An 18,166-nucleotide genomic window follows, 5' to 3' on the forward strand; every position below is an offset into this window, starting at 1 on the left:
CCATTAAGAGACAGCCGTCCTTTCGACGGCTGTCTCTATTTGAAGCCTACAAATCCCAAGGGCGGCATTGCCCCGCCAACAGCGCAGTGTCAGCCCGTGGGGCGGAAGTAACCGGCCAGTTGCTGCAGGTCCTGTTCGTTGAGCAGGCCGGCGTAGTACTTGAGCTGGATCCGCGCCAAGAGGTAGGCATGACGGGCATCCGCCAGGTCGCGGCGGGCGGTGAACAGTTGTTGCTCGGCGTCCAGTACATCCAGGTTGACCCGCTCGCCGCCGTGCACGCTCTTCTGGGTCGCGGTCACCAGGGCCTCGGCGGAGCTGACGGCCATTTCATAGGCCCGGACCTTGGCCGCGGCGCTGGTGTTGAGGTTGAACTGCTTGCGCAGTTCGTTGAGGGTGGTGGCGGTCTTGGCATCCAGTTCGAACTGGGCCTGGGACAGCTGGCTGGCCGCCTGGCGGGTCGAGGCCGATACCGAGCCACCGGCAAACAGCGGCAGGCTGACCTGGATGCCCACGGTATTGGTGTCGTACTTCTGGTTGTAGGAGCTTTCCGAATCGGAACTGGTCTGACGGCTGCTGGCATATAAACTCACCTTGGGCAGGTGCCCGGCGCGCTTGCGCTCCACTTCGTACTCCGCCACTCGCAGCGCCTGCTGCTGGGACGCCAGGTCCGGGTTGTTGGCCATGGCCAGGTCACGCCAGCTGTCGAAGCGGTTGGGCAGCAGCGGCTGGATCTGGAACTGCCGGGTCAGCGGATCCAGTTCGTCGATCTGCAACGGTTCGCCGACTATGGCTTGCAGCTCGCGCAGAGCGGCATCCTGCTGGTCCTGGGCCTCGATCTCCTGCGCCAGGGCCAGGCTCAGCCGGGCCTGGGTCTCCAGCACATCGGTGCGGGTGCCCTCGCCGCCCTTGAGCAGGCGTTCGTTGAGCTGCAAGCGTTCGACGTAGGCTCGCTTCTGCGCCCGGCTCAGCTCGATGCGCTCCTGGGCCAGCAGCGCCTGGCTGTAGGCACCGAGCAAGCGCACCGCCAGTTCCTGGCTCTTGCCGCGAAAGCGTTCATCGGCGAACAGCGCCTGGGCCGAACCCTGGCGGTAGCGCGCATAGGCTTCGTAGTCCAGCAGCGGTTGCTGTAGGGTCAGGGTCGAGGCGTAGCTGCGGTAGTCCCGGTCATTGGTGACATCACCGCGAACGGTCTCCTGGGTCACTTCGGACTGGTTGCGCGAATTGTTATAGCTCCAGGACAGGTTCGGCAGCAGCCCGGCACGGCCAATGGCCCGGTTCTCTTCCCCGGCATCGCGCTCCTTGATCGCCGCCTGGAAGGTCGGGTCATTGCGCAAGGCCAGGTCATAGGCGTCCAGCAACCCCAAGGCCCGGACCGACGGGCTGCTCAACAGGCACAGCAGGGGCAGGTAGCACCAGGCTCGAATCATTCTTCCACCAACGCCATGTGAGTACGGTCAAGCAGGGGCTTGAACAGGTAGTTGAGCATCGAACGTTCGCCGGTACGGACAAAGGCTTCCACCGGCATGCCCGGGCGGATCTGCAAGCCCTGCAACTGCTGCATGCCCTGGGCGCTGACCGTGGCCCGCAAGGTGTAGTAAGGCTCCTCGGTGCGCTCGTCCACCTGCCGGTCGGCGGACACCAGGGTCACCTCCCCCGGCACCCTGGGCGTGGTGCTCTGGTTGAAGGCCGAGAACATCAGCTCCACGGGCAGCCCCGGGTGCACCTTGTCCACCAGTTGCACCGGCACCCGGGCCTCCACCAGCAGGGGTTCGTCCTGGGGCACGATGTCCATCAGCGGCTGGCCCGGCTTGATCACCCCGCCCTCGGTGTACACCTCCAGCCCCACCACCACCCCGGCGGCCGGGGCGCGCACCTGGCTGTTGGCCAGTTCGAACTGGGCGGAGGCCAGGCGATTGCGCAGGTCCTCGGTACGCACCCGGGTATCGGCCAACTGGCTGCGCAGGTCTTTCTGGAAATCCTCGGTGGTCTGGCGGATGCGCAGGCGCAGTTCGAGGATCTGCCGCTGCAACTGGCCGATGCGGCCGAAGTCCTCGGCGATCGAGCCATCGATCTGCGCGTATAGGCGCTCGCTGTCCAGCAGCCGGTTGCGCGGGATATAGCCGTCCCGGGCCAGTTCCCGCAGCCCCTGCAACTGTTCATTCAAGGCGCGGCGCTGCGCCAGCTTGCTGGCCTGGGAATCCCGGGTGCCACGCAACTGCGCCTCGGAGCCGGCGATGGTTTCGGCAATCCCCTGCTGCTCCATGCTCAGGGCCTGGCGCCGGCTGCTGAACAGCTGCCGTTGCAGGGCCAGGCTGGCGACCACGTCCGGCTCGCTGGCCAGGGCCTGAAGTTGCGGGTCGAAGACGATATCGCTGGCGCCGTCGCGCTCGGCATTCAGCCGCGCTTCGCTGGCCAGCGAGCCCAGGTACTGGCTGCGCAGGGACTGCATCTGGGTGCGCAGCGGCGTCTCGTTGAGGCGAAGCAGCACCTGCCCGGCGCTGACCCGGTCGCCTTCCTTGACTTCGATCCGCTCGACGATGCCGCCGCTCTGGTGCTGCACGGTCTTGCGATGGCCCGAGACCATGACCTTGCCCGACACCGCCACGCCCTTGTCCAGCGGAGCCAGGGCGGCCCAGCCGATAAACCCGGCAAAACCTCCCAGCACCAGGAGCCAGCCGAGCCGTGAGTACTTCCTGTCGTCCAGGGACAACACATTGCTAGCGGCCGGCCCCGCGACCGGCGCAGCAGGACCTGTGGATAAACTCGCCTTCATGCCTTTTTCCCTTCGCCGCCGGCCACGCCCAGGCGGTAGTTCATGTTCAAGCTGGTCACCGGGCTGCTCGCCGGATTGCTCATCGGTACAGCCGGCGGCGGCGCGGCCTTGGCCTTCTGGTTCGCCTCCAGCACCCGCGCCGTAGGACCATAGGCCTGCAACTGGCCGTCGCGCAGGATCATCAACTGGTCGGTCAGGGTCAGCACGTTGGGCTTGTGGGTGATCAGCACCAGGGTTCGCTGCCGCTGCTTGAGCTGGCTGATGGCTTGCAGCAGCGCCTGCTCACCGGCCTCATCGAGGTTGGAATTGGGCTCGTCGAGCACGATCAGCGCCGGCAGGCCATACAGGGCCCGGGCCAGGCCAATGCGCTGGCGCTGGCCGCCGGACAACCCGGCACCGCCCTCGCCCAGGCGCGTGTCATAGCCCTGGGGCAATTGCAGGATCAGTTCGTGCACCCCGGCCATTTGTGCGGCCTGCAGGACCTGATCCGAGTCCAGCTGGGCAAAACGCGCGATGTTCTCGGCGATGCTGCCGGCGAACAGCTGGATGTCCTGGGGCAGGTAACCGATATGCGGCCCCAGTTGCTGCCTGTCCCACTGAGCCAGGTCTGCGCCATCCAGGCGTACCTTTCCCGTCAGGGGCATCCAGGCACCGACCAACAGCCGGGCCAGGGTGGACTTGCCGCAACCGGAAGGGCCGATCACCCCCAGGACCTGGCCGGCCTCCAGGGTGAAACCGAGGTTGCTCAGGGCCGGGCGCCGGCTGCCAGGGGCACAGGCACTCAGCTGCTCGACACTCAACTTGCCCTTGGGCGTCGGCAGGCTCATGCGCGCCGGCCGTGGCGGGTTGGCCTGCAACAGCTGCGACAGGCGCTCGTAGGCCAGGCGCGCCGAGCTCCATTGCTTCCAGACCGCGATCAACTGGTCGATGGGGCTGAGCACGCGGCCCATTAGGATCGAGCCGGCGATCATCATCCCCGGGGTGATCTGGCCCTGCACCGCCAGCCAGGCGCCCAGGCCCAGCACCAGGGACTGCAGGGCCATGCGCACGCCCTTGGACCAGGCGCTGATGGTGGCGGTCTTTTCGCTGGCCAGGTTCTGCTGGGCCAGAAAGCCCTGGTGGCCGATGAACCAGCGCTCGCGCAGGGCGCCGAGCATGCCCATGGCTTCGATCGCATCGGCATTGCGCAGGTTGGCGGTGGCCTGCTGGCTGGTGATGATCGACAACTGGCTGGCCTGGGCCAGGGGTGCCTGGCAGATATGCTGGTTGATCCAGGCCAGCACCACCAGCAGCACCGCACCGGCCAGGGCCAGCAGGCCGAGCCAGGGGTGAAAGAGAAAGATCACCAGCAGGTAGACCGGAAACCAGGGCGCATCGAAGAACGCGAACAAGGCATTGCCGGTGGCGAACTGGCGCAGCGCGGTCAGGTCGTTCAAAGCCTGGCCGGCGGCCTGGGGGCTGCCCTTGAGCTGGGCTTCGAAAGCGGCGTCATACACCCGCTGGTTCAGGCGCATGTCCATCTGGGTACCGAGGTGGATCACCACCTGGCTACGCACCCACTCCAACGCCCCCATCAGGCCGAACAGGCCGAGGATCATCAGCGTCAGCATCAGCAGAGTCATCTGATTGCCCGAGGCCAGCACCCGGTCGTAGACCTGCAGCATGTAAAGGGCCGGGGCCAGCATCAGCAGGTTGATCACCGCCGAGAACAGGCCGATGTTGAAAAAGCCGCCCTTGTAGGCCGTCAAGGCCGCCAGCGTCTCGGAAGCGGCAAGTGGATTCGGCCTGCTCATCAAGGTGTCCTGTGGAGAGTTTAGGGTTACAGGGCCTTCCGCTCGGGCAGAGCGGAACGACAAGAGGCGCGCCCGGTGCGTTGACAGGCACCACGGCGCTCCCCAGAATTTGCCACCGCCGCCGCCCTGGCCTTCGAAAACTCGGGCGACGGAGGTGAGTCAAGCCAGCGAATGGAGGAGCGATCCTGCATTCGCTTTTTTATGCCTCAGGCCTGCACTCAGGCGGCCAGCGCCCAGTCCTGGGCCACGTCCTGCACACCCACCAGGCCGACATCGGCAGCGGCTGCGGCAGCCGGGTTGACGTGAGCAACGCCAGCAGCGGCCAGGTCGTCGAAGGTGGAGTTCACCGACAGGCTTGGGTCGATCGCCTTGAGCAGGGCATCGATCTCGCCGGCCAGCGCCGAGCTGTCGCCACTCATCAGGCCGTAGACCACCTTGTGCACTTCGCCTGCACGGCCTTCTTCCTTCAGGCTGTTGAGGCCCAGGTTGGTGAAGCTGACTTCCTGGCTGACCAGGTTGTAGTTGCTGCCCGAACCACCGGCGAGGGTGTCGCCCAGGGAGATAGTGTCCACCGAGCCCCACAGGGTGTGGCTCGGGTTGCTGAACAGGGTGTAGTGCAGGTTGCCGTCGGCGACGAAGGCCGCGTCACTGGCGGTGCTCTTGATGGCGTACTGGGTGCCGTCGAACGGGCCCGGGTTGAAGCCACCGGTGTTGGTGCCGTCGACCACTTCGCCTGGGCGGTGGTTGACGTCGCCGAAGTAGGCCGACCAGTCAGTCAGGTATTGCGCAACAGTATTACCGCCGTAGGTAGCGCTGTAAGAGATCGAAATGCTCATGCAAAACTCCAATACATTAGGGGGGTCATGTCCGCAGCACGCCACTGCCTGCTGCGGTTTTGCCCATCAATGGGCAAAAGCGGTCAGAACTGATACTCCACGGTGCCCTGCAAGGTCCGGCCACGGCCGAGGGTGAAGGCCAGGACATCGCCGAGGGGCACCAGGTAGGCGCGGTCGGTGACGTTTTCCATGGCCAGGCGCAGGGTCAGTTCTTCAGTGGCCCGGTAGCTGCCATACAGGTCGTAGACGGTGTAGGGCTTCCAGTCGGCCGGGTAGACGCCGGTCTGGCTCACGGTGCCGGTGGCGGAGCCGGCGATCGAATAGCCGGCGCTGTAGCGGGCCCGGGCGCCGATATCCAGCTTGCGCTCGAAAAAGCGTGCGCCCAGGGTCAGGGTGCCGCGGTCCATGGGCATGTGTTCGGCCGAACCGAGGATCGCCGCATTGCAGCGGCTGGCGTTGTTGGCCGCATCATCGGGGCGCATGCCGGTGACGATCGCACCACGCCCACTGCCATTCTTCACCGGCTGGGTCACGCCCCCCAGCCAGGCGATTTTCGTGCAGAAATCGTTGTCGCCGATCATGCGGGTGTAGTTCAGCTGGCCGTAGGCGCGACCGGCGTCATAGTCCAGCTGGTACTCCACGCCCTTGAAGCGGGTGCTGCTGAGGTCGTTGACATAGGCACTGTTGCCGATGCCGGGCGAGCCGTAGCCAGGGGGCTGCACACCCATGGCCATGTAGATGAAGTCATCGACCCGGGTATCGAAGTACGCCACCTTGATCCCCAGGCGGTCATCGTTGAACCAGAGGTTTTCCTTGAAGACGTTGACCCCCGCTTCCCAGGTGCTGGAACGCTCCGGCTTGAGGAAGGGGTTGGGGAAGGTGCTCTCCGAGCCGCCGCCGTGGGGCCGGCCGGTGATCATGGTTTCGGTCACCGCCGGTGGCCGCCAGCCCTTGCCATAGCTGGCGAACAACTGCAGCCATTCGACGCCCGGCTTGACCGACAGGCCGAAGGTCGGCGAGAAGCGCCCTTCCTCGTTGTCGATGTCATAGGCCACCGGCACCGAAATCTGCTGGGGCGTCTTGCCGATCACGAAGGTGCGGGTGTTGATTCCGGTCTCGCCCCGCAGGCGGTAGCGGTCGTAGCGCAAACCGGCGTTGAGGTTCAGCCAGCCGTCGTAGTCGAAATCCAGGCGGGTGAACAGGCTGCCCAGGGCACGATCGCCCTCGGGGGTCATGCTGGCCGCGGGCGAAGCGCTGACCGCCGACCCTTTGGGCACCGGCTGGCTGGAGTCGGGGCGGACCTTGTCATAGAAGAACTCCAGGCCGTAGTTGGCCTTCAGCGTGGCCAGCTCGCCGAGCGCGAAGGTCGAGGTGTTCTGCGCCTGAGCGCCATAGGTGTCGGTCTGGTAGGTGATCGAGTAGCCGGGGCTGCTGCGCCGGGTTAGGGTGCTCTGGTCGTTGCTGTTGTCGACGTAGTAGAGCTTGGCCTTGAAGTCGATCAGCGGGTTGTCCGGCGTGTAGCTGTAGTCGAGGCCGAAGTTCTGCGAGCGCACATCGCTGCTGCCGAGCTTTTCCCAGAGCTGTTGCTTGTTCTCGACGTTCATCATGTTGGCGTCGTCGTAGGACACCTGGGTGGTCAGGTAGCTCAGTTGCAGGCGCTGGTCCTGGGGCAGGTTGAGCCCCAGCTTGGCCAGGCGCGAACGCATCACGGAAGCGGAATAGGCCACCTTGGAATTCTTCACCCGGTCATTGATCGACGGGTCCATCCAACTGCCGGTACGCAGCTCGCCAATGCCGCCCTTGGTCCCCGGGTTGTAGTCCCCCAGGTGCCGTTCACTGGCGGCCAGCAGCATGTCCCAGACCTCGGTGCCGATGGCGAAGGCGGTGCTGCCGATGAAATGGGTGCCGTTGCTGCGGCCACCCAGGCCGCTGGTCACGCGGATCCGGCCACCGATTTCCTGGCCGGGCTTGAGCAGGTCACGGGCTTCGACGGTGCGAAAATTGGCGACCCCGCCAATCACCCCGGCGCCGCCCATGGTCGAAGTGGCGCCCTTCTCCACCACCACCTCGGAGAGCAGCTCGGGGTCGACGTAGAGGGTGCCGTTGCGCTGCTGGTGGCCGCTCTGCTGGTAGTTCTGGCGCATGCCGTCCACCGACATGTTGACCCGGCCATAGTCCTGGAGGCCGCGGATATTCACGGACAGGCCCGGGTCCTGCTGGCTGACTGCCGAATACACACCGGAGGTTTCCTCCAGCATGTCGGCCGCGTGCCGGGGCGGGTTGCGATCGAGCTGCTCGCGGCCGACCACGCTCACCGAACGCGGCGCGTTATACACCCAGTCGCTCTGGCGGCCTTCGAGGTTGCCGGAGATGGTGGTGGGCGCCAGGGCCAGGGCGCCGTCACGGCCGGTTTCCACCCGGTTCAGGGTCACTTGGCGCTCGCCGGTGAAGCGGTACTGCACCGGCGCATTGCCCAGCAACCGCGCCAGGCCCTCCTCGGCGCTGTAGCGACCCTTGAGCGGCGAGCTGTGCAAGCCATGCAGGCGCAGGCTGTCGAACAGCACCTGCACCCCGGCCTGTTCGGCAAACACCAGCACCGCACTGCCGAGGGCCTGGGCGGGGATATCGAAATCCATCTCGCGTTGCTGCTGGGCGCTCTGTGGGGCTGCACCCACAGGCTCCGCCGCGTGCAGCAAACCGCCTCCTGCCAACAGCCCTGCGACGCCCAAGTGAATGGCCAGGGCCAAACGACTTGCTGCGTGAATTCCAGTGCGACTGCCTACCCTCATGTCCCTTGTTCCTGCGCTGGCTATTTTTGTTTATGCGAATGCATCTCAATTAGCTAGACGTGCTAGGCAGGAAAACTCAGTAAGGTTTTTTTGAATTATTTTGCACAAGGGTGGAAAAAGGCCCGCAGGCCTCAGTAAATCAGGCTGACGCCGGCCAGGTCGAAACGCTGCACCTGCAATTCCTGGGTCAGGGTAACCAGGGCTGCATCGAGCATGTCCAGGCGGAAGACACCACTGACCTGACGCTGGGCCAGGGCACTGTTGGTCAGCACCACCCGCCCGGGCCGATAGCGATTGAGGCGCTCCACCACCAGGCCCAGGGGCTGGCGGTCGAACACCAGGACACCGCGCCGCCAACTGGTGGCCCGCTGCAGGTCGAGCCCATCAAGCGCCACCACCCCCGACTGCGGGTCATAGCGCACGCTCTGCCCCTCTTGCAGCACCCGCTCGGAGGCCTCGCGTTGCGCCGGGGCATCCAGGCTCACCGCGACACTGTGCTGCAACACGCCGACCCAGGCTTGTTGAGCACTCTCGCGCCCGACCACGAAACGGGTGCCCAGGGCGCGGGTCTGGCCGCCGGCACTCTGCACGATAAAAGGTCGTTTTTCCTCGCCGGCCATGGGCGCCACGTCAAACACCGCGGAGCCGGCCAGCAATTGAACCTGGCGCTTGTCGCCGCTGTAGTCCAGGCGAATGGCGCTGCCCGAATCCAGCTCCACCTGGCTGCCATCGGCCAGTTGTACGGTGCGCACCTCACCCTTGCCGGTAAGGTAGTCAGCCTGCAGGTACAGCAGCGCCTGCGGCCCTTGCAGCCAGCCCAGGGCCACCGCCAGTACCAGCATCGCCGCGCTGGCGGCCCGCACCAGCCGGCGTCGACGGCGCGGGCGCGGTATTGTCGCCGCAGGCCGCGCCGCCTGGCGCCGTGGTGGGGCAGTGGCCGCCAGTTCGGGGTCCAGGCGCAACTCGCCCAGGGCCTCCCAGGTCTGCCGGGCAAACACCAGAGCCTGGGGATGACGCGGGTCGGCGGCCTGCCATTGGGCAAGCTGCGCCTGCTCGGTGGCGCTCAGGCCTCCCGCGTGCAAACGCACCGCCCAGTCGGCGGCGGCCTCGGTGATACTGCGCTCTTGCGGACCCTGGCTATTCACGTGTGAATCTCGATTTCTCGTTATATATAAGCAGTGACGTCTGACCCCGACTTTTACCGTAACTCACTCGTCGACCGGCCGACCGTCGGTAGCCTGCAAACGCTGCATCACATAGGCCAGCGCCCGGGACAAGTGCTTTTGCACCGAGCTGTCGGAAATATTCAGGTGCCGGGCCACCTCGGCGTGGGTCATGCCTTCGATACGGTTGAGGCGAAAGATTTCCTGGGTCCGCGGGGGCAGTTCCATGATCGCCTGTTTCAGTGCCTTGCGCTGTTGCTGCGCCATCGCCTGAGCCTCCAGCCCGGCCGCCTCATCCTCGATGTCGGCCAGCACCTCATGGGGCACGGTCTCGGTCTTGCGCCGCGCCTCCTGACGTACATGGTCGATCAGCAGATTGTTCGCCGTGCGGTAGAGATAGCCCTGGGAGTTGTCGATACGCTCGCCGCGCGTGTGCTCGGCCAGCCGCAGGAAACTCTCCTGCACCAGATCAGCGGCCAACTGCGGGTCCCGTATCTTGCGCGCCAGGTACCCACGCAAGGCAGCGGCATGCTTGAGAAACAGTCCCTTGAGATCCACGTCCGACAAACCGACTCCCTGGAACATGAAGGAAATTGCCGGGCATCTTACGGTCAGTCGAGAATGATTTTCAATTGATATAAGCACTCATTGGCGGCAGCCTTGCACCTGCGAGCCCTACGCTTCCGTTCGATTACCGAACACTTAATCCGCCCGCCCCCCGTTGCGCATCTACCGCCAATTGACCAAATTAACCAGTTAGTACAATTTACCTTTCAACGCCTCGTACGCTCTCCCGAGGCCGACAATAACAACGGAGATTTACCCCATGCGTCCTATCGTTCTGGTGCTCAACGGCCCGAACCTGAACCTGCTCGGCACCCGCGAGCCGGCCACTTACGGCCACGAAACCCTGGCTGACATTTCCGCCCTGTGCGGCCGCGCCGCCGAGGAGTTCGGCCTCGCCGTGGAGTTTCGCCAGACCAACCACGAAGGCGAGTTGCTCGACTGGATCCACGGGGCGCGTGGTCGCTGCGCTGGCATCCTGATCAACCCGGCCGCCTGGACCCACACCTCGGTGGCAATCCGTGACGCCCTGGTGGCCAGCGAGCTGCCGGTGATCGAAGTGCACCTGTCCAACGTCCACGCGCGCGAACCGTTTCGCCATCACTCCTTCGTTTCCGCCATCGCACAGGCGGTGATGTGCGGCTTTGGCAGCCATGGCTATCGCCTGGCGCTGGAACACTTCAGCCAGCGGTTCAAGGGGCAAGGCGCATGAGCCGGCAAGCCAGTGTTCTGGCCGGGCTGATTGGCGCCGGCATCCAGGCCTCCCGCACCCCGGCCCTGCACGAACAAGAGGGCGATGCCCAGCATTTGCGCTACCTGTACCGCTTGATCGATCTGGATCAACTGGGCCTGGACAGCAGCGCCCTGCCTGAACTGTTGCGCGCCGCCGAGCAGATGAGCTTCACCGGCCTGAACATCACCTTTCCCTGCAAGCAGAGCATCCTGCCGCTGCTCGACGAACTGTCCCCGGAAGCCCGGGGCATCGGTGCGGTGAACACCGTGGTGCTCAAGGATGGCAAACGAGTCGGCCACAACACCGACTGCCTGGGTTTTGCCGAGGGCTTTCGCCGCGGCCTGCCGGACGTGGCAAGGCGCCAGGTGGTGCAGATGGGCGCCGGCGGTGCCGGGGCCGCAGTGGCTCACGCCCTGCTGAGTGAAGGCGTGGAGCAACTGAACATTTTTGACGTGGAGCCGCAGCGGGCGCAAAGCCTGGCGGACAACCTCAACCAGCATTTCGGCAGCGCCCGGGCCCGGGCAGGCGGTGATCTGTCGAGTGCTCTGCACAGCGCCGACGGGCTGGTGAACACCACGCCCATGGGCATGGCCAAGCTGCCGGGCATGCCGGTGCCGGTGGAACTGCTGCGAGCGCAGTTGTGGGTTGCCGAGATCGTCTACTTTCCCCTGGAAACCGAACTGCTGCGCAACGCCCGGGCCCTGGGTTGCAGGACCCTGGACGGCGGCACCATGGCGGTGTTCCAGGCGGTCAAGGCGTTCGAGCTGTTCAGCGGCCAACGCGCGGACCCGCAGCGCATGCTGGCGCACTTTCACAGCATGAACGGCTGAGACAGGGCTCGGTAGCAGCTGCTGCCTTCAGGGCGCTGGCGAGCCTGCGGCAGCGGCTACAGCCTGCTTAGTCGGATTTGAGCTGCAGGCGCGAGAGCAGGCCGATCAGCAGCACATTGAAGAGAATCATCAGCAGGCTGCCGAGGATGCCCACCAGGCTGATCACCGACGACGGCAACCAGTCGAACATGCTGAACCCGGTGAGGGACAGCAGGCGCTCGCCGAACCAGAACGTGTCGACCACGATCATCAGGATCAGGATTATTTTCAGGGTTGGAACGGGGTTGCCCATGGTGCCTTCCTTGTCGTGGTGCAGGTTGCAGAAGCCTTGGTGGCGATGGCGATCTTACGGGCGCTTTCGCTGGCAAGCCAGCGCCTGCCAAGCCAGCTCCTACAAAGAGTGGGATCAGGCCTGCAGGTAGCGCAGCACCGACTCGCAGATCATCTCCCGGTGGCGTTGCTTGATGCCTTCATCCGGCAGGTCGATCTGGAAGATCTCGCCAAAGGTGTGGCGGTTCGAGACCCGGTAGAAACAGAACGAGCTGATCAGCAAATGCACATCCAGCGGATCCAGGCCGCCGCGGAACACACCTTCGCGCGCGCCGCGCTCGAGGATCTCGCCCAGGGCATGGAGAATGGTGTTGTTCATGGCCTTGATCACGCCGGACTGCTTCACGTACTCGGCCTTGTGGATGTTCTCGATGCTGACGATACGCACGAAATCGACGTTGCGGTCGTGGTGATCGAAGGTGAACTCCACCAGCCGGCGAATCGCTTCCTGCGGCGCCAGCTCTGCCAGGTGCAGGCGGCTCTCGGTGCTGCGGATATCGCCGTAGAGCTTCTCCAGCACCTCGACGTACAGCTGCTCCTTGCTGCCGAAGTAGTAATAGATCATGCGCTTGGAGGTATGGATGCGTTCGGCGATCGCATCCACTCGCGCGCCGGACAAGCCCTGCTGGACGAACTCGACAATGGCTTCTTGAAGGATGTTCTCGCGGGTCTTTTCCGGGTTGTTCTTGCGACTCTTGCGCGGTTCGAGAGCAGGCTCATCGGGCGCAATCGAGCGTTCACTGGTCATTGTCATTCTGGGCTCACGGCCATCACTGCACACGCGGGCGATTATGGGCCGCGTCACCCTGCGAAAGAAAGCGCGACGGCGGCCGTTACCGCCGTCGTTAACAATCTTCTACAACTTGGCCTGGCGCACGGCACCGCTGCGTGATTTGGCCATGGCCGCCAGGCGCACCGCGACGTTGGCCGCACCGTAGCCGGCATAGCCGTTCTTGCGCTGGATGATCTCGAAGAAGAAGCGCCCTTCGAAGGGCTCGGTGTAGACGTGAAACAGCTCGCCGCCCTGGGCATCGCGGTCGTAGAGGACGTTGTAGTAGGCCAGTTCGCTGAGAAATTCGTCGTCGAAATCAAAGCGTGCCGCCAGGTCGTCGTAGTAGTTGAGCGGGATGTCCAGCAGCGGCACTCCAGCCTCCTTGGCCCGGCTGACTTCGGCAAAGATATCGTCGCAATCGAAAGCGATGTGGTGCACTCCGGAACCGCGATAGCTGGACAAAGCATGGGAGATCGCCGTGTTGCGGTTTTCCGAGATGTTCAGCGGCAGGCGGATCGAGCTGCAACGGCTGCGCAGGGCGCGGCTTTTCACCAGGCCGTAGGGGTCGGGCAGCACCACTTCGTCGTCGGCCTCGAAGTCCAGCAGGCTCTTGTAGAACAGCACCCAGCTGTCCAGGCTGTCCGCCGGCAGGGCCATGGCCATGTGGTCGATGCGCTTGAGGCCACCCTTGGCCACCACGCCGCTGTGCATATTGAAATCGGTGTCGTACAGGTGCTGGCCGCCCTGCTGCTGATCCACCAGGTAGATCAGGCTGCCATCGGGCTCGCGCACCGCCGCCAGCTCCAGCTCATTGGGGCCCACCAGGCCGCGATAGGGCTGGCCCTTGTAGGCCACCGCCCGCTCCAGGGCCTTGGCGCTGTCCTTGACCCGGATTGCCGTGGCACACACCGAAGGGCCGTGGGCCTCGAAGAAACTGTGGGCGAAGGAATAGGGCTCGGAGTTGAGGATCAGGTTGATATCCCCTTGGCGCATCAGGCTGACGCTCTTGGAGCGATGCTGCCCGGCCCTGGCGAAACCCAGGCGCTCCAGCCAGCCGCCGAGCTTGGCGCCCAGGGCCTCGTCCACGGCGAACTCGAGAAACTCGGTGCCGCCATAGGCCTGCACCGCAGGCGGCGCGAACAGGGTGTCGATGTTCGCCACCGGCTGGCCTTCCTGCAGCAGGCGCTCGCGGGTCTTCTCTTCCAGGTACAGCAGCGAGCGCAAGCCATCGGCGGCGTTGGCCCGCGGCGGCGCGGCGCGAAAGCCGTCGTTGAAGATCTCCAGGGACAGCGGCCCGGTGTAGCCGCTCTTGATGATCGGCGCCAGAAAGCCCGGCAGGTCGAATTCGCCCTGGCCGGGGAAGCAGCGGAAATGCCGGCTCCACTCCAGCACATCCATGGCCAAGATCGGCGCATCGGCCATCTGCACGAAGAAGATCTTGTCCCCCGGAATCTCGGCAATCGCCGCCGGGTCGCCCTTGAGCGACAGGGTGTGGAAGCTGTCCAGCAACACCCCGAGGCTTGGGTGATCGGCGCTGCGCACGATGTCCCAGACCTGTTGATAAGTATTCACGTGACGGCCCCAGGCCAGGGCTTCGTAGCCGATGCGCAGGCCCCGGGCACCGGCCCGCTCGGCCAGCAGGTGCAGGTCGTCGATGAGGATCTGCCGGTCCCCCAGGCTGTCCGCCGAGGCGTTGCTGCACACCAGCACCAGGTCGGTGCCCAGCTCCTGCATCAGGTCGAACTTGCGCTCGGCGCGCTCCAGGTTGCGCGGCAGACGGTCGCGACGACAGCCCTCGAAATCCCGGAATGGCTGGAACAGGGTGATGGCAATGCCCAGGTCGGCGCACATCTGCTTGATTTCCCGAGGGCTGCCGTCGTAGTAGAGCAGGTCGTTCTCGAAGATCTCCACGCCGTCGAACCCGGCGGCGGCGATGGCTTCGAGTTTCTCCGGCAGGGTACCGCTCAGGGACACGGTGGCAATGGAACGCTGCATGATTCGACTCCCGGGTTAGGACGGCCAGTCGGGCACAGGGGGACCGCGGCTTTTTATTGGATGTTGCGGATTATTCCACAGGCCTTGTTAAAGTGTACGAACCAGTTAGTTTTGTGTTCGATTATCGAACAAAATACAGATTGGCGAATTGACGATTTTTCAGCCACTGCGCACCATCGATAGCACATTGAGCCGGCCCCAAACCCCCGGCTTCAATCACCCAGACCCAGAACACACCATAAAAATTTCAAAAATCGGGTACACCCTCATGCTTGCACTCAACGCCCTTCACTGCTGCACATCCCTTTGGCTGATACCGCCAACGGCCTCAACCGGCACCCTGGAATACGCCGCGCTACAGCCCTGAGCTGCAGCCGACCCGATGGCGTTCGCCCGCCCGGCATCTGCCGCAGCGACGCGCCGCCCCAGCCGATCAACCCGCAGGTTCCCGGGCTGCCATGCCCCCGCCGACGGTTGGTCACGCGCCCTTGAGTTCCGACGAGCCCCGGCTCGCCAGTCACTGAACGGATGGCCCACATGACTCCTTCCCAAAGCTCTCGCATCGCCCCGAGCCTCAGCGTTGCCGGCGGCATCGGCGACAAGATCCGCGGCGCCATGGCGGTCGGCAAGACCCGCTGGGGCATGCTCGCCCTGGTGTTCTTCGCCACCACCCTGAACTACATAGATCGCGCCGCACTGGGCGTGATGCAGCCGATCCTGGCCAAGGAAATGAACTGGACGGCGATGGACTACGCCAACATCAACTTCTGGTTCCAGGTCGGCTACGCCGTGGGCTTCGTGCTCCAGGGCCGCCTGATCGACCGGGTTGGGGTGAAGCGGGTGTTCTTCTTCGCCGTGCTGTTGTGGAGCCTGGCCACCGGCGCCCACGGCCTGGCCACCTCGGCGGCGGGCTTCATGGTCTGCCGGTTCATTCTCGGGCTCACCGAAGCCGCCAACTACCCGGCCTGCGTGAAGACCACGCGGCTGTGGTTCCCGGCCGGCGAACGGGCCGTGGCCACCGGGATCTTCAACGCCGGGACCAACGTCGGCGCAATGTTCACGCCCATGCTGCTGCCGCTGATCCTCCACGCCTGGGGCTGGCAGGCCGCGTTCCTGTGCATGGCCGCGCTGGGTGGCATCTGGCTGCTGTTCTGGGGCCTGAAGTACTTCAACCCTGAAGATCATCCAAGCGTCAAAGCCTCCGAGCTGGCCTACATCCAGCAACAGGTGGAGCCGGAAGAAACCCGCGTGCCCTTCAGCCGCATCCTGCGCATGCGCGGCACCTGGGCCTTCGCCCTGGCCTATGCGATGACAGCGCCGGTGTTCTGGTTCTACCTGTACTGGCTGCCGCCGTTCCTCAACCAGCAGTACAACCTGGGCATCAACGTGACCCAGATGGGCATCCCGCTGATCATCATCTACCTGACCGCCGACTTCGGCAGCGTCGGCGGCGGCATCCTCTCTTCGTTCCTGATCGGGCGCGGCATGAACCCGATCAAGGCGCGGCTGCTGTCGATGTTCCTGTTCGCCTGCTGCATCATCGGCGTGATCATGGCCGCCGGCACCGCCAACCTGTGGCTGGCCGTGTTCGCCATCTCCCTGGGGATCGGCGCGCACCAGGCCTGGACCGCCAACATCTGGAGCCTGGTGATGGACTACACGCCCAAGCACATGATGAGCACGGTGTTCGGCTTCGGCGGCATGTGCGCGGCCATCGGCGGCATGTTCATGACCCAGATCGTCGGCCACATCCTGACCGTGACCAACAACAACTACACCCTGCTGTTCACCCTGATCCCGGCGATGTACTTCATTGCCCTGACCTGGATGTACTTCATGGCCCCGCGCAAGATTCCCCGCGTAGAAGACTGATGCTCCGTTCACGCAGGCCCACTCCGGGCCTGCGTTTTTTTATCGGCTCGCCCTCCCCCCCTTTTGTTTTTCCAGACTCGGAGATCGTCCCATGACGCTCGGTAACCTGAGCATCGCCCAACGCGCCGTGATCAGCTTCGGCGTGATTGCCCTGCTGGTCCTGCTGCAGGGGCTGTTCGCCCTCAAGCAAGTGGCCGAAGTCCGCGCCACCGGCCAACACACCGAGAACATTTCCCTGCCCAGCACCCGCTACCTGGGAGAAGTGCGCGACTACGTGTTGAGCATCCGCGTGCTGAGCCTGCGCATGGCCCTCAACCGTGAACCGCAAGTGCTGGAAAGCACCATTGCCCGCCTGCATCAGGTACAAGCCTGGCTCGACCAGGCCCTGGCCAGGTTCGCGCCGCTGGTGGGCGATCAAAATCGGGTGCCATACGAAGCATTCCTCGCCACGGTCAAGAGCTACCAACAGGCCCTGGCCCAGTACGAAGCCCTGTCCCGGGACAATCGCAGCAGCGAGATGACGGCTCTGCTCAACGGCAAGATCCAGGATTACTCGACCCAGACCGGCGACCAGTTCGCCGAGCTGATGAACCTGACGGCCGAGGAAGTCAGCCAGTCGGCCCAGCATGCAGACGTGCTTTACACCCAAGTAAAAATCACGGTGATCGGCGCCCTGATCGCCGTCGCCCTGCTGACCCTGTGCCTGGCCTGGCTGTTGATTCGCAGCATCGTCGTGCCCATCCGCCAGGCTGTGAGCGTGGCCGAGCAAGTGGCCGCCGGCGATCTCGGCCACCCCATCCACTGCGAGGGCAGCGATGAAACCGCGCGCCTGCTCAAGGCCCTGGCCAGGATGCAGGCCAGCCTGCGTGAAACCCTGCAACTGATCAGCAGCACCTCGACCCAACTGGCCGCCGCCGCGCAACAGATGAGCCAGAGCACTTATCAGGACTCCAGCCGGCTGCAGCAGCAACACAACGAAATCGAGCAAGCAGCCACGGCCGTCAACGAGATGACCGCGGCCGTCGAGGAAGTGGCACGCAACGCAGTGTCCACCTCCGACACCACCCGCCAGTCCACCGCCCAGGCCACCCAGGGGCAAACCCGGGTGACCCAGACCCTGGACGCGATCCAGGCCATGAGCAGCGATGTCGGCATCGCCCTGCAGCAAGTGCAGACCCTGGCCGAGCAGTCACGGGAAATCGGCAAGGTGCTGGACGTGATCCGCGCCATTGCCGAACAGACCAACCTGCTGGCCCTGAACGCCGCCATCGAGGCCGCGCGGGCTGGGGAAGCCGGCCGTGGTTTTGCCGTAGTGGCAGACGAAGTGCGGGCCCTGGCCCATCGCACCCAGCAGTCGACCCAGGAAATCGAACAGATGATCGGCCGGGTCCAGGGCGACACCGACAGCGTGGTGCAGTCCATGCACGGCAACAGTCAGCGGGTGGCCCAGACCCTGTCCATCGCCGAGCAGGCCGGGCTGGCCCTGGGGGAAATCACCCGGGCCATGGAACAGATCCACGAGCGCAACCTGGTGATCGCCAGTGCCTCGGAAGAACAGGCCCAGGTGGCCCGTGAAGTGGACCGCAACCTGCTGAACATCCGTGACCTGTCCCTGGAAAGCGCCGACGCCGCCACGCGCACCAACGCCACCAGCCAGGAGCTGTCGCACCTGGCGGCCGGCCTACAGAACCTGGTGGTGCGCTTCCGCTTTTGAGC

14 protein-coding genes are annotated in these 18,166 nt (G+C 64.7%); 4 read left to right on the forward strand and 10 right to left on the reverse strand.

From position 1 onward, the window contains the following. Positions 1-89 precede the first annotated feature (89 nt). The 7 genes from AC1RGE_RS28985 to AC1RGE_RS29015 form a co-directional block, all read right to left on the reverse strand. Positions 90-1,427 carry a TolC family outer membrane protein gene (locus AC1RGE_RS28985; protein ID WP_492585465.1) on the reverse strand — a complete coding sequence of 446 codons (1,338 nt, stop codon included), beginning with the start codon at positions 1,425-1,427 and terminating at the stop codon, positions 90-92. Next, on the reverse strand, positions 1,424-2,773 hold the full coding sequence (locus tag AC1RGE_RS28990; RefSeq protein WP_210483177.1) for an HlyD family type I secretion periplasmic adaptor subunit: 1,350 nt from the start codon (positions 2,771-2,773) through the stop codon (positions 1,424-1,426). The genes AC1RGE_RS28985 and AC1RGE_RS28990 overlap by 4 nt, the downstream gene beginning before the upstream one ends. Beyond that, entirely contained in the window at positions 2,770-4,566 is a 1,797-nt protein-coding gene (locus AC1RGE_RS28995) for a type I secretion system permease/ATPase (RefSeq protein WP_492585467.1), read from the reverse strand. The genes AC1RGE_RS28990 and AC1RGE_RS28995 overlap by 4 nt, the downstream gene beginning before the upstream one ends. Before the next feature lie 218 nt (positions 4,567-4,784). After that, positions 4,785-5,402 carry a heme acquisition protein HasA gene (locus tag AC1RGE_RS29000; RefSeq protein ID WP_011063600.1) on the reverse strand — a complete coding sequence of 206 codons (618 nt, stop codon included), beginning with the start codon at positions 5,400-5,402 and terminating at the stop codon, positions 4,785-4,787. Between the two features lie 83 nt (positions 5,403-5,485). Continuing rightward, entirely contained in the window at positions 5,486-8,191 is a 2,706-nt protein-coding gene (locus tag AC1RGE_RS29005; protein ID WP_311168161.1) for a TonB-dependent receptor, read from the reverse strand. Between the two features lie 131 nt (positions 8,192-8,322). After that, positions 8,323-9,336 (reverse strand): FecR family protein, encoded by a 1,014-nt coding sequence (locus AC1RGE_RS29010; RefSeq protein ID WP_492585469.1) that lies wholly within the window; start codon positions 9,334-9,336, stop codon positions 8,323-8,325. 63 nt (positions 9,337-9,399) lie between these two features. Beyond that, the gene (locus AC1RGE_RS29015; RefSeq protein WP_011063603.1) at positions 9,400-9,921 is read right to left on the reverse strand and encodes an RNA polymerase sigma factor; all 522 of its coding nucleotides are present in this window, start codon (positions 9,919-9,921) and stop codon (positions 9,400-9,402) included. A gap of 259 nt (positions 9,922-10,180) precedes the next feature. Between AC1RGE_RS29015 and aroQ the strand changes: the two genes are divergently transcribed. Together aroQ and AC1RGE_RS29025 are read left to right on the forward strand one after the other, a co-directional pair. Further along, positions 10,181-10,630 (forward strand): type II 3-dehydroquinate dehydratase, encoded by a 450-nt coding sequence (gene aroQ, locus AC1RGE_RS29020; protein WP_492585471.1) that lies wholly within the window; start codon positions 10,181-10,183, stop codon positions 10,628-10,630. Further along, positions 10,627-11,481 (forward strand): shikimate dehydrogenase, encoded by an 855-nt coding sequence (locus tag AC1RGE_RS29025; protein ID WP_011063605.1) that lies wholly within the window; start codon positions 10,627-10,629, stop codon positions 11,479-11,481. The genes aroQ and AC1RGE_RS29025 overlap by 4 nt, the downstream gene beginning before the upstream one ends. Positions 11,482-11,548: 67 nt before the next feature. Here AC1RGE_RS29025 and AC1RGE_RS29030 read toward each other — a convergent pair whose 3' ends face one another. From AC1RGE_RS29030 to quiC, 3 genes are all read right to left on the reverse strand, one after another. Beyond that, positions 11,549-11,773 carry a hypothetical protein gene (locus AC1RGE_RS29030; RefSeq protein WP_015637127.1) on the reverse strand — a complete coding sequence of 75 codons (225 nt, stop codon included), beginning with the start codon at positions 11,771-11,773 and terminating at the stop codon, positions 11,549-11,551. Between the two features lie 114 nt (positions 11,774-11,887). Then, entirely contained in the window at positions 11,888-12,565 is a 678-nt protein-coding gene (locus AC1RGE_RS29035; RefSeq protein WP_011063606.1) for a TetR/AcrR family transcriptional regulator, read from the reverse strand. A 102-nt stretch (positions 12,566-12,667) separates the two neighbouring features. Next, positions 12,668-14,578 carry a 3-dehydroshikimate dehydratase QuiC gene (quiC, locus tag AC1RGE_RS29040; RefSeq protein WP_011063607.1) on the reverse strand — a complete coding sequence of 637 codons (1,911 nt, stop codon included), beginning with the start codon at positions 14,576-14,578 and terminating at the stop codon, positions 12,668-12,670. Positions 14,579-15,115: 537 nt separating this feature from the next. Between quiC and AC1RGE_RS29045 the strand changes: the two genes are divergently transcribed. Then, positions 15,116-16,450, forward strand: a complete 1,335-nt coding sequence (locus AC1RGE_RS29045; protein ID WP_011063608.1) for an MFS transporter — start codon at positions 15,116-15,118, stop codon at positions 16,448-16,450. Between the two features lie 91 nt (positions 16,451-16,541). Then, complete coding sequence (locus tag AC1RGE_RS29050) at positions 16,542-18,164, forward strand: methyl-accepting chemotaxis protein (RefSeq protein ID WP_492585473.1); 1,623 nt, start codon at positions 16,542-16,544, stop codon at positions 18,162-18,164. The last annotated feature ends 2 nt before the right edge of the window (positions 18,165-18,166 follow it).

The sequence above is a fragment of the Pseudomonas sp. GW823-FHT02C05 genome (genome assembly GCF_058797595.1).

What these genes read in the sequence shown, in the direction of transcription:
- AC1RGE_RS29035 (WP_011063606.1), bottom strand. Translation starts at nt 12,565, where the DNA reads ATGACAATGACCAGTGAACGCTCGATTGCGCCCGATGAGCCTGCTCTC.
- quiC (WP_011063607.1), bottom strand. Translation starts at nt 14,578, where the DNA reads ATGCAGCGTTCCATTGCCACCGTGTCCCTGAGCGGTACCCTGCCGGAG.
- AC1RGE_RS28990 (WP_210483177.1), bottom strand. Translation starts at nt 2,773, where the DNA reads ATGAAGGCGAGTTTATCCACAGGTCCTGCTGCGCCGGTCGCGGGGCCG.
- AC1RGE_RS29000 (WP_011063600.1), bottom strand. Translation starts at nt 5,402, where the DNA reads ATGAGCATTTCGATCTCTTACAGCGCTACCTACGGCGGTAATACTGTT.
- AC1RGE_RS29045 (WP_011063608.1), top strand. Translation starts at nt 15,116, where the DNA reads ATGACTCCTTCCCAAAGCTCTCGCATCGCCCCGAGCCTCAGCGTTGCC.
- AC1RGE_RS29005 (WP_311168161.1), bottom strand. Translation starts at nt 8,191, where the DNA reads ATGAGGGTAGGCAGTCGCACTGGAATTCACGCAGCAAGTCGTTTGGCC.
- AC1RGE_RS28985 (WP_492585465.1), bottom strand. Translation starts at nt 1,427, where the DNA reads ATGATTCGAGCCTGGTGCTACCTGCCCCTGCTGTGCCTGTTGAGCAGC.
- AC1RGE_RS29050 (WP_492585473.1), top strand. Translation starts at nt 16,542, where the DNA reads ATGACGCTCGGTAACCTGAGCATCGCCCAACGCGCCGTGATCAGCTTC.
- AC1RGE_RS29025 (WP_011063605.1), top strand. Translation starts at nt 10,627, where the DNA reads ATGAGCCGGCAAGCCAGTGTTCTGGCCGGGCTGATTGGCGCCGGCATC.
- AC1RGE_RS29030 (WP_015637127.1), bottom strand. Translation starts at nt 11,773, where the DNA reads ATGGGCAACCCCGTTCCAACCCTGAAAATAATCCTGATCCTGATGATC.
- AC1RGE_RS28995 (WP_492585467.1), bottom strand. Translation starts at nt 4,566, where the DNA reads ATGAGCAGGCCGAATCCACTTGCCGCTTCCGAGACGCTGGCGGCCTTG.
- aroQ (WP_492585471.1), top strand. Translation starts at nt 10,181, where the DNA reads ATGCGTCCTATCGTTCTGGTGCTCAACGGCCCGAACCTGAACCTGCTC.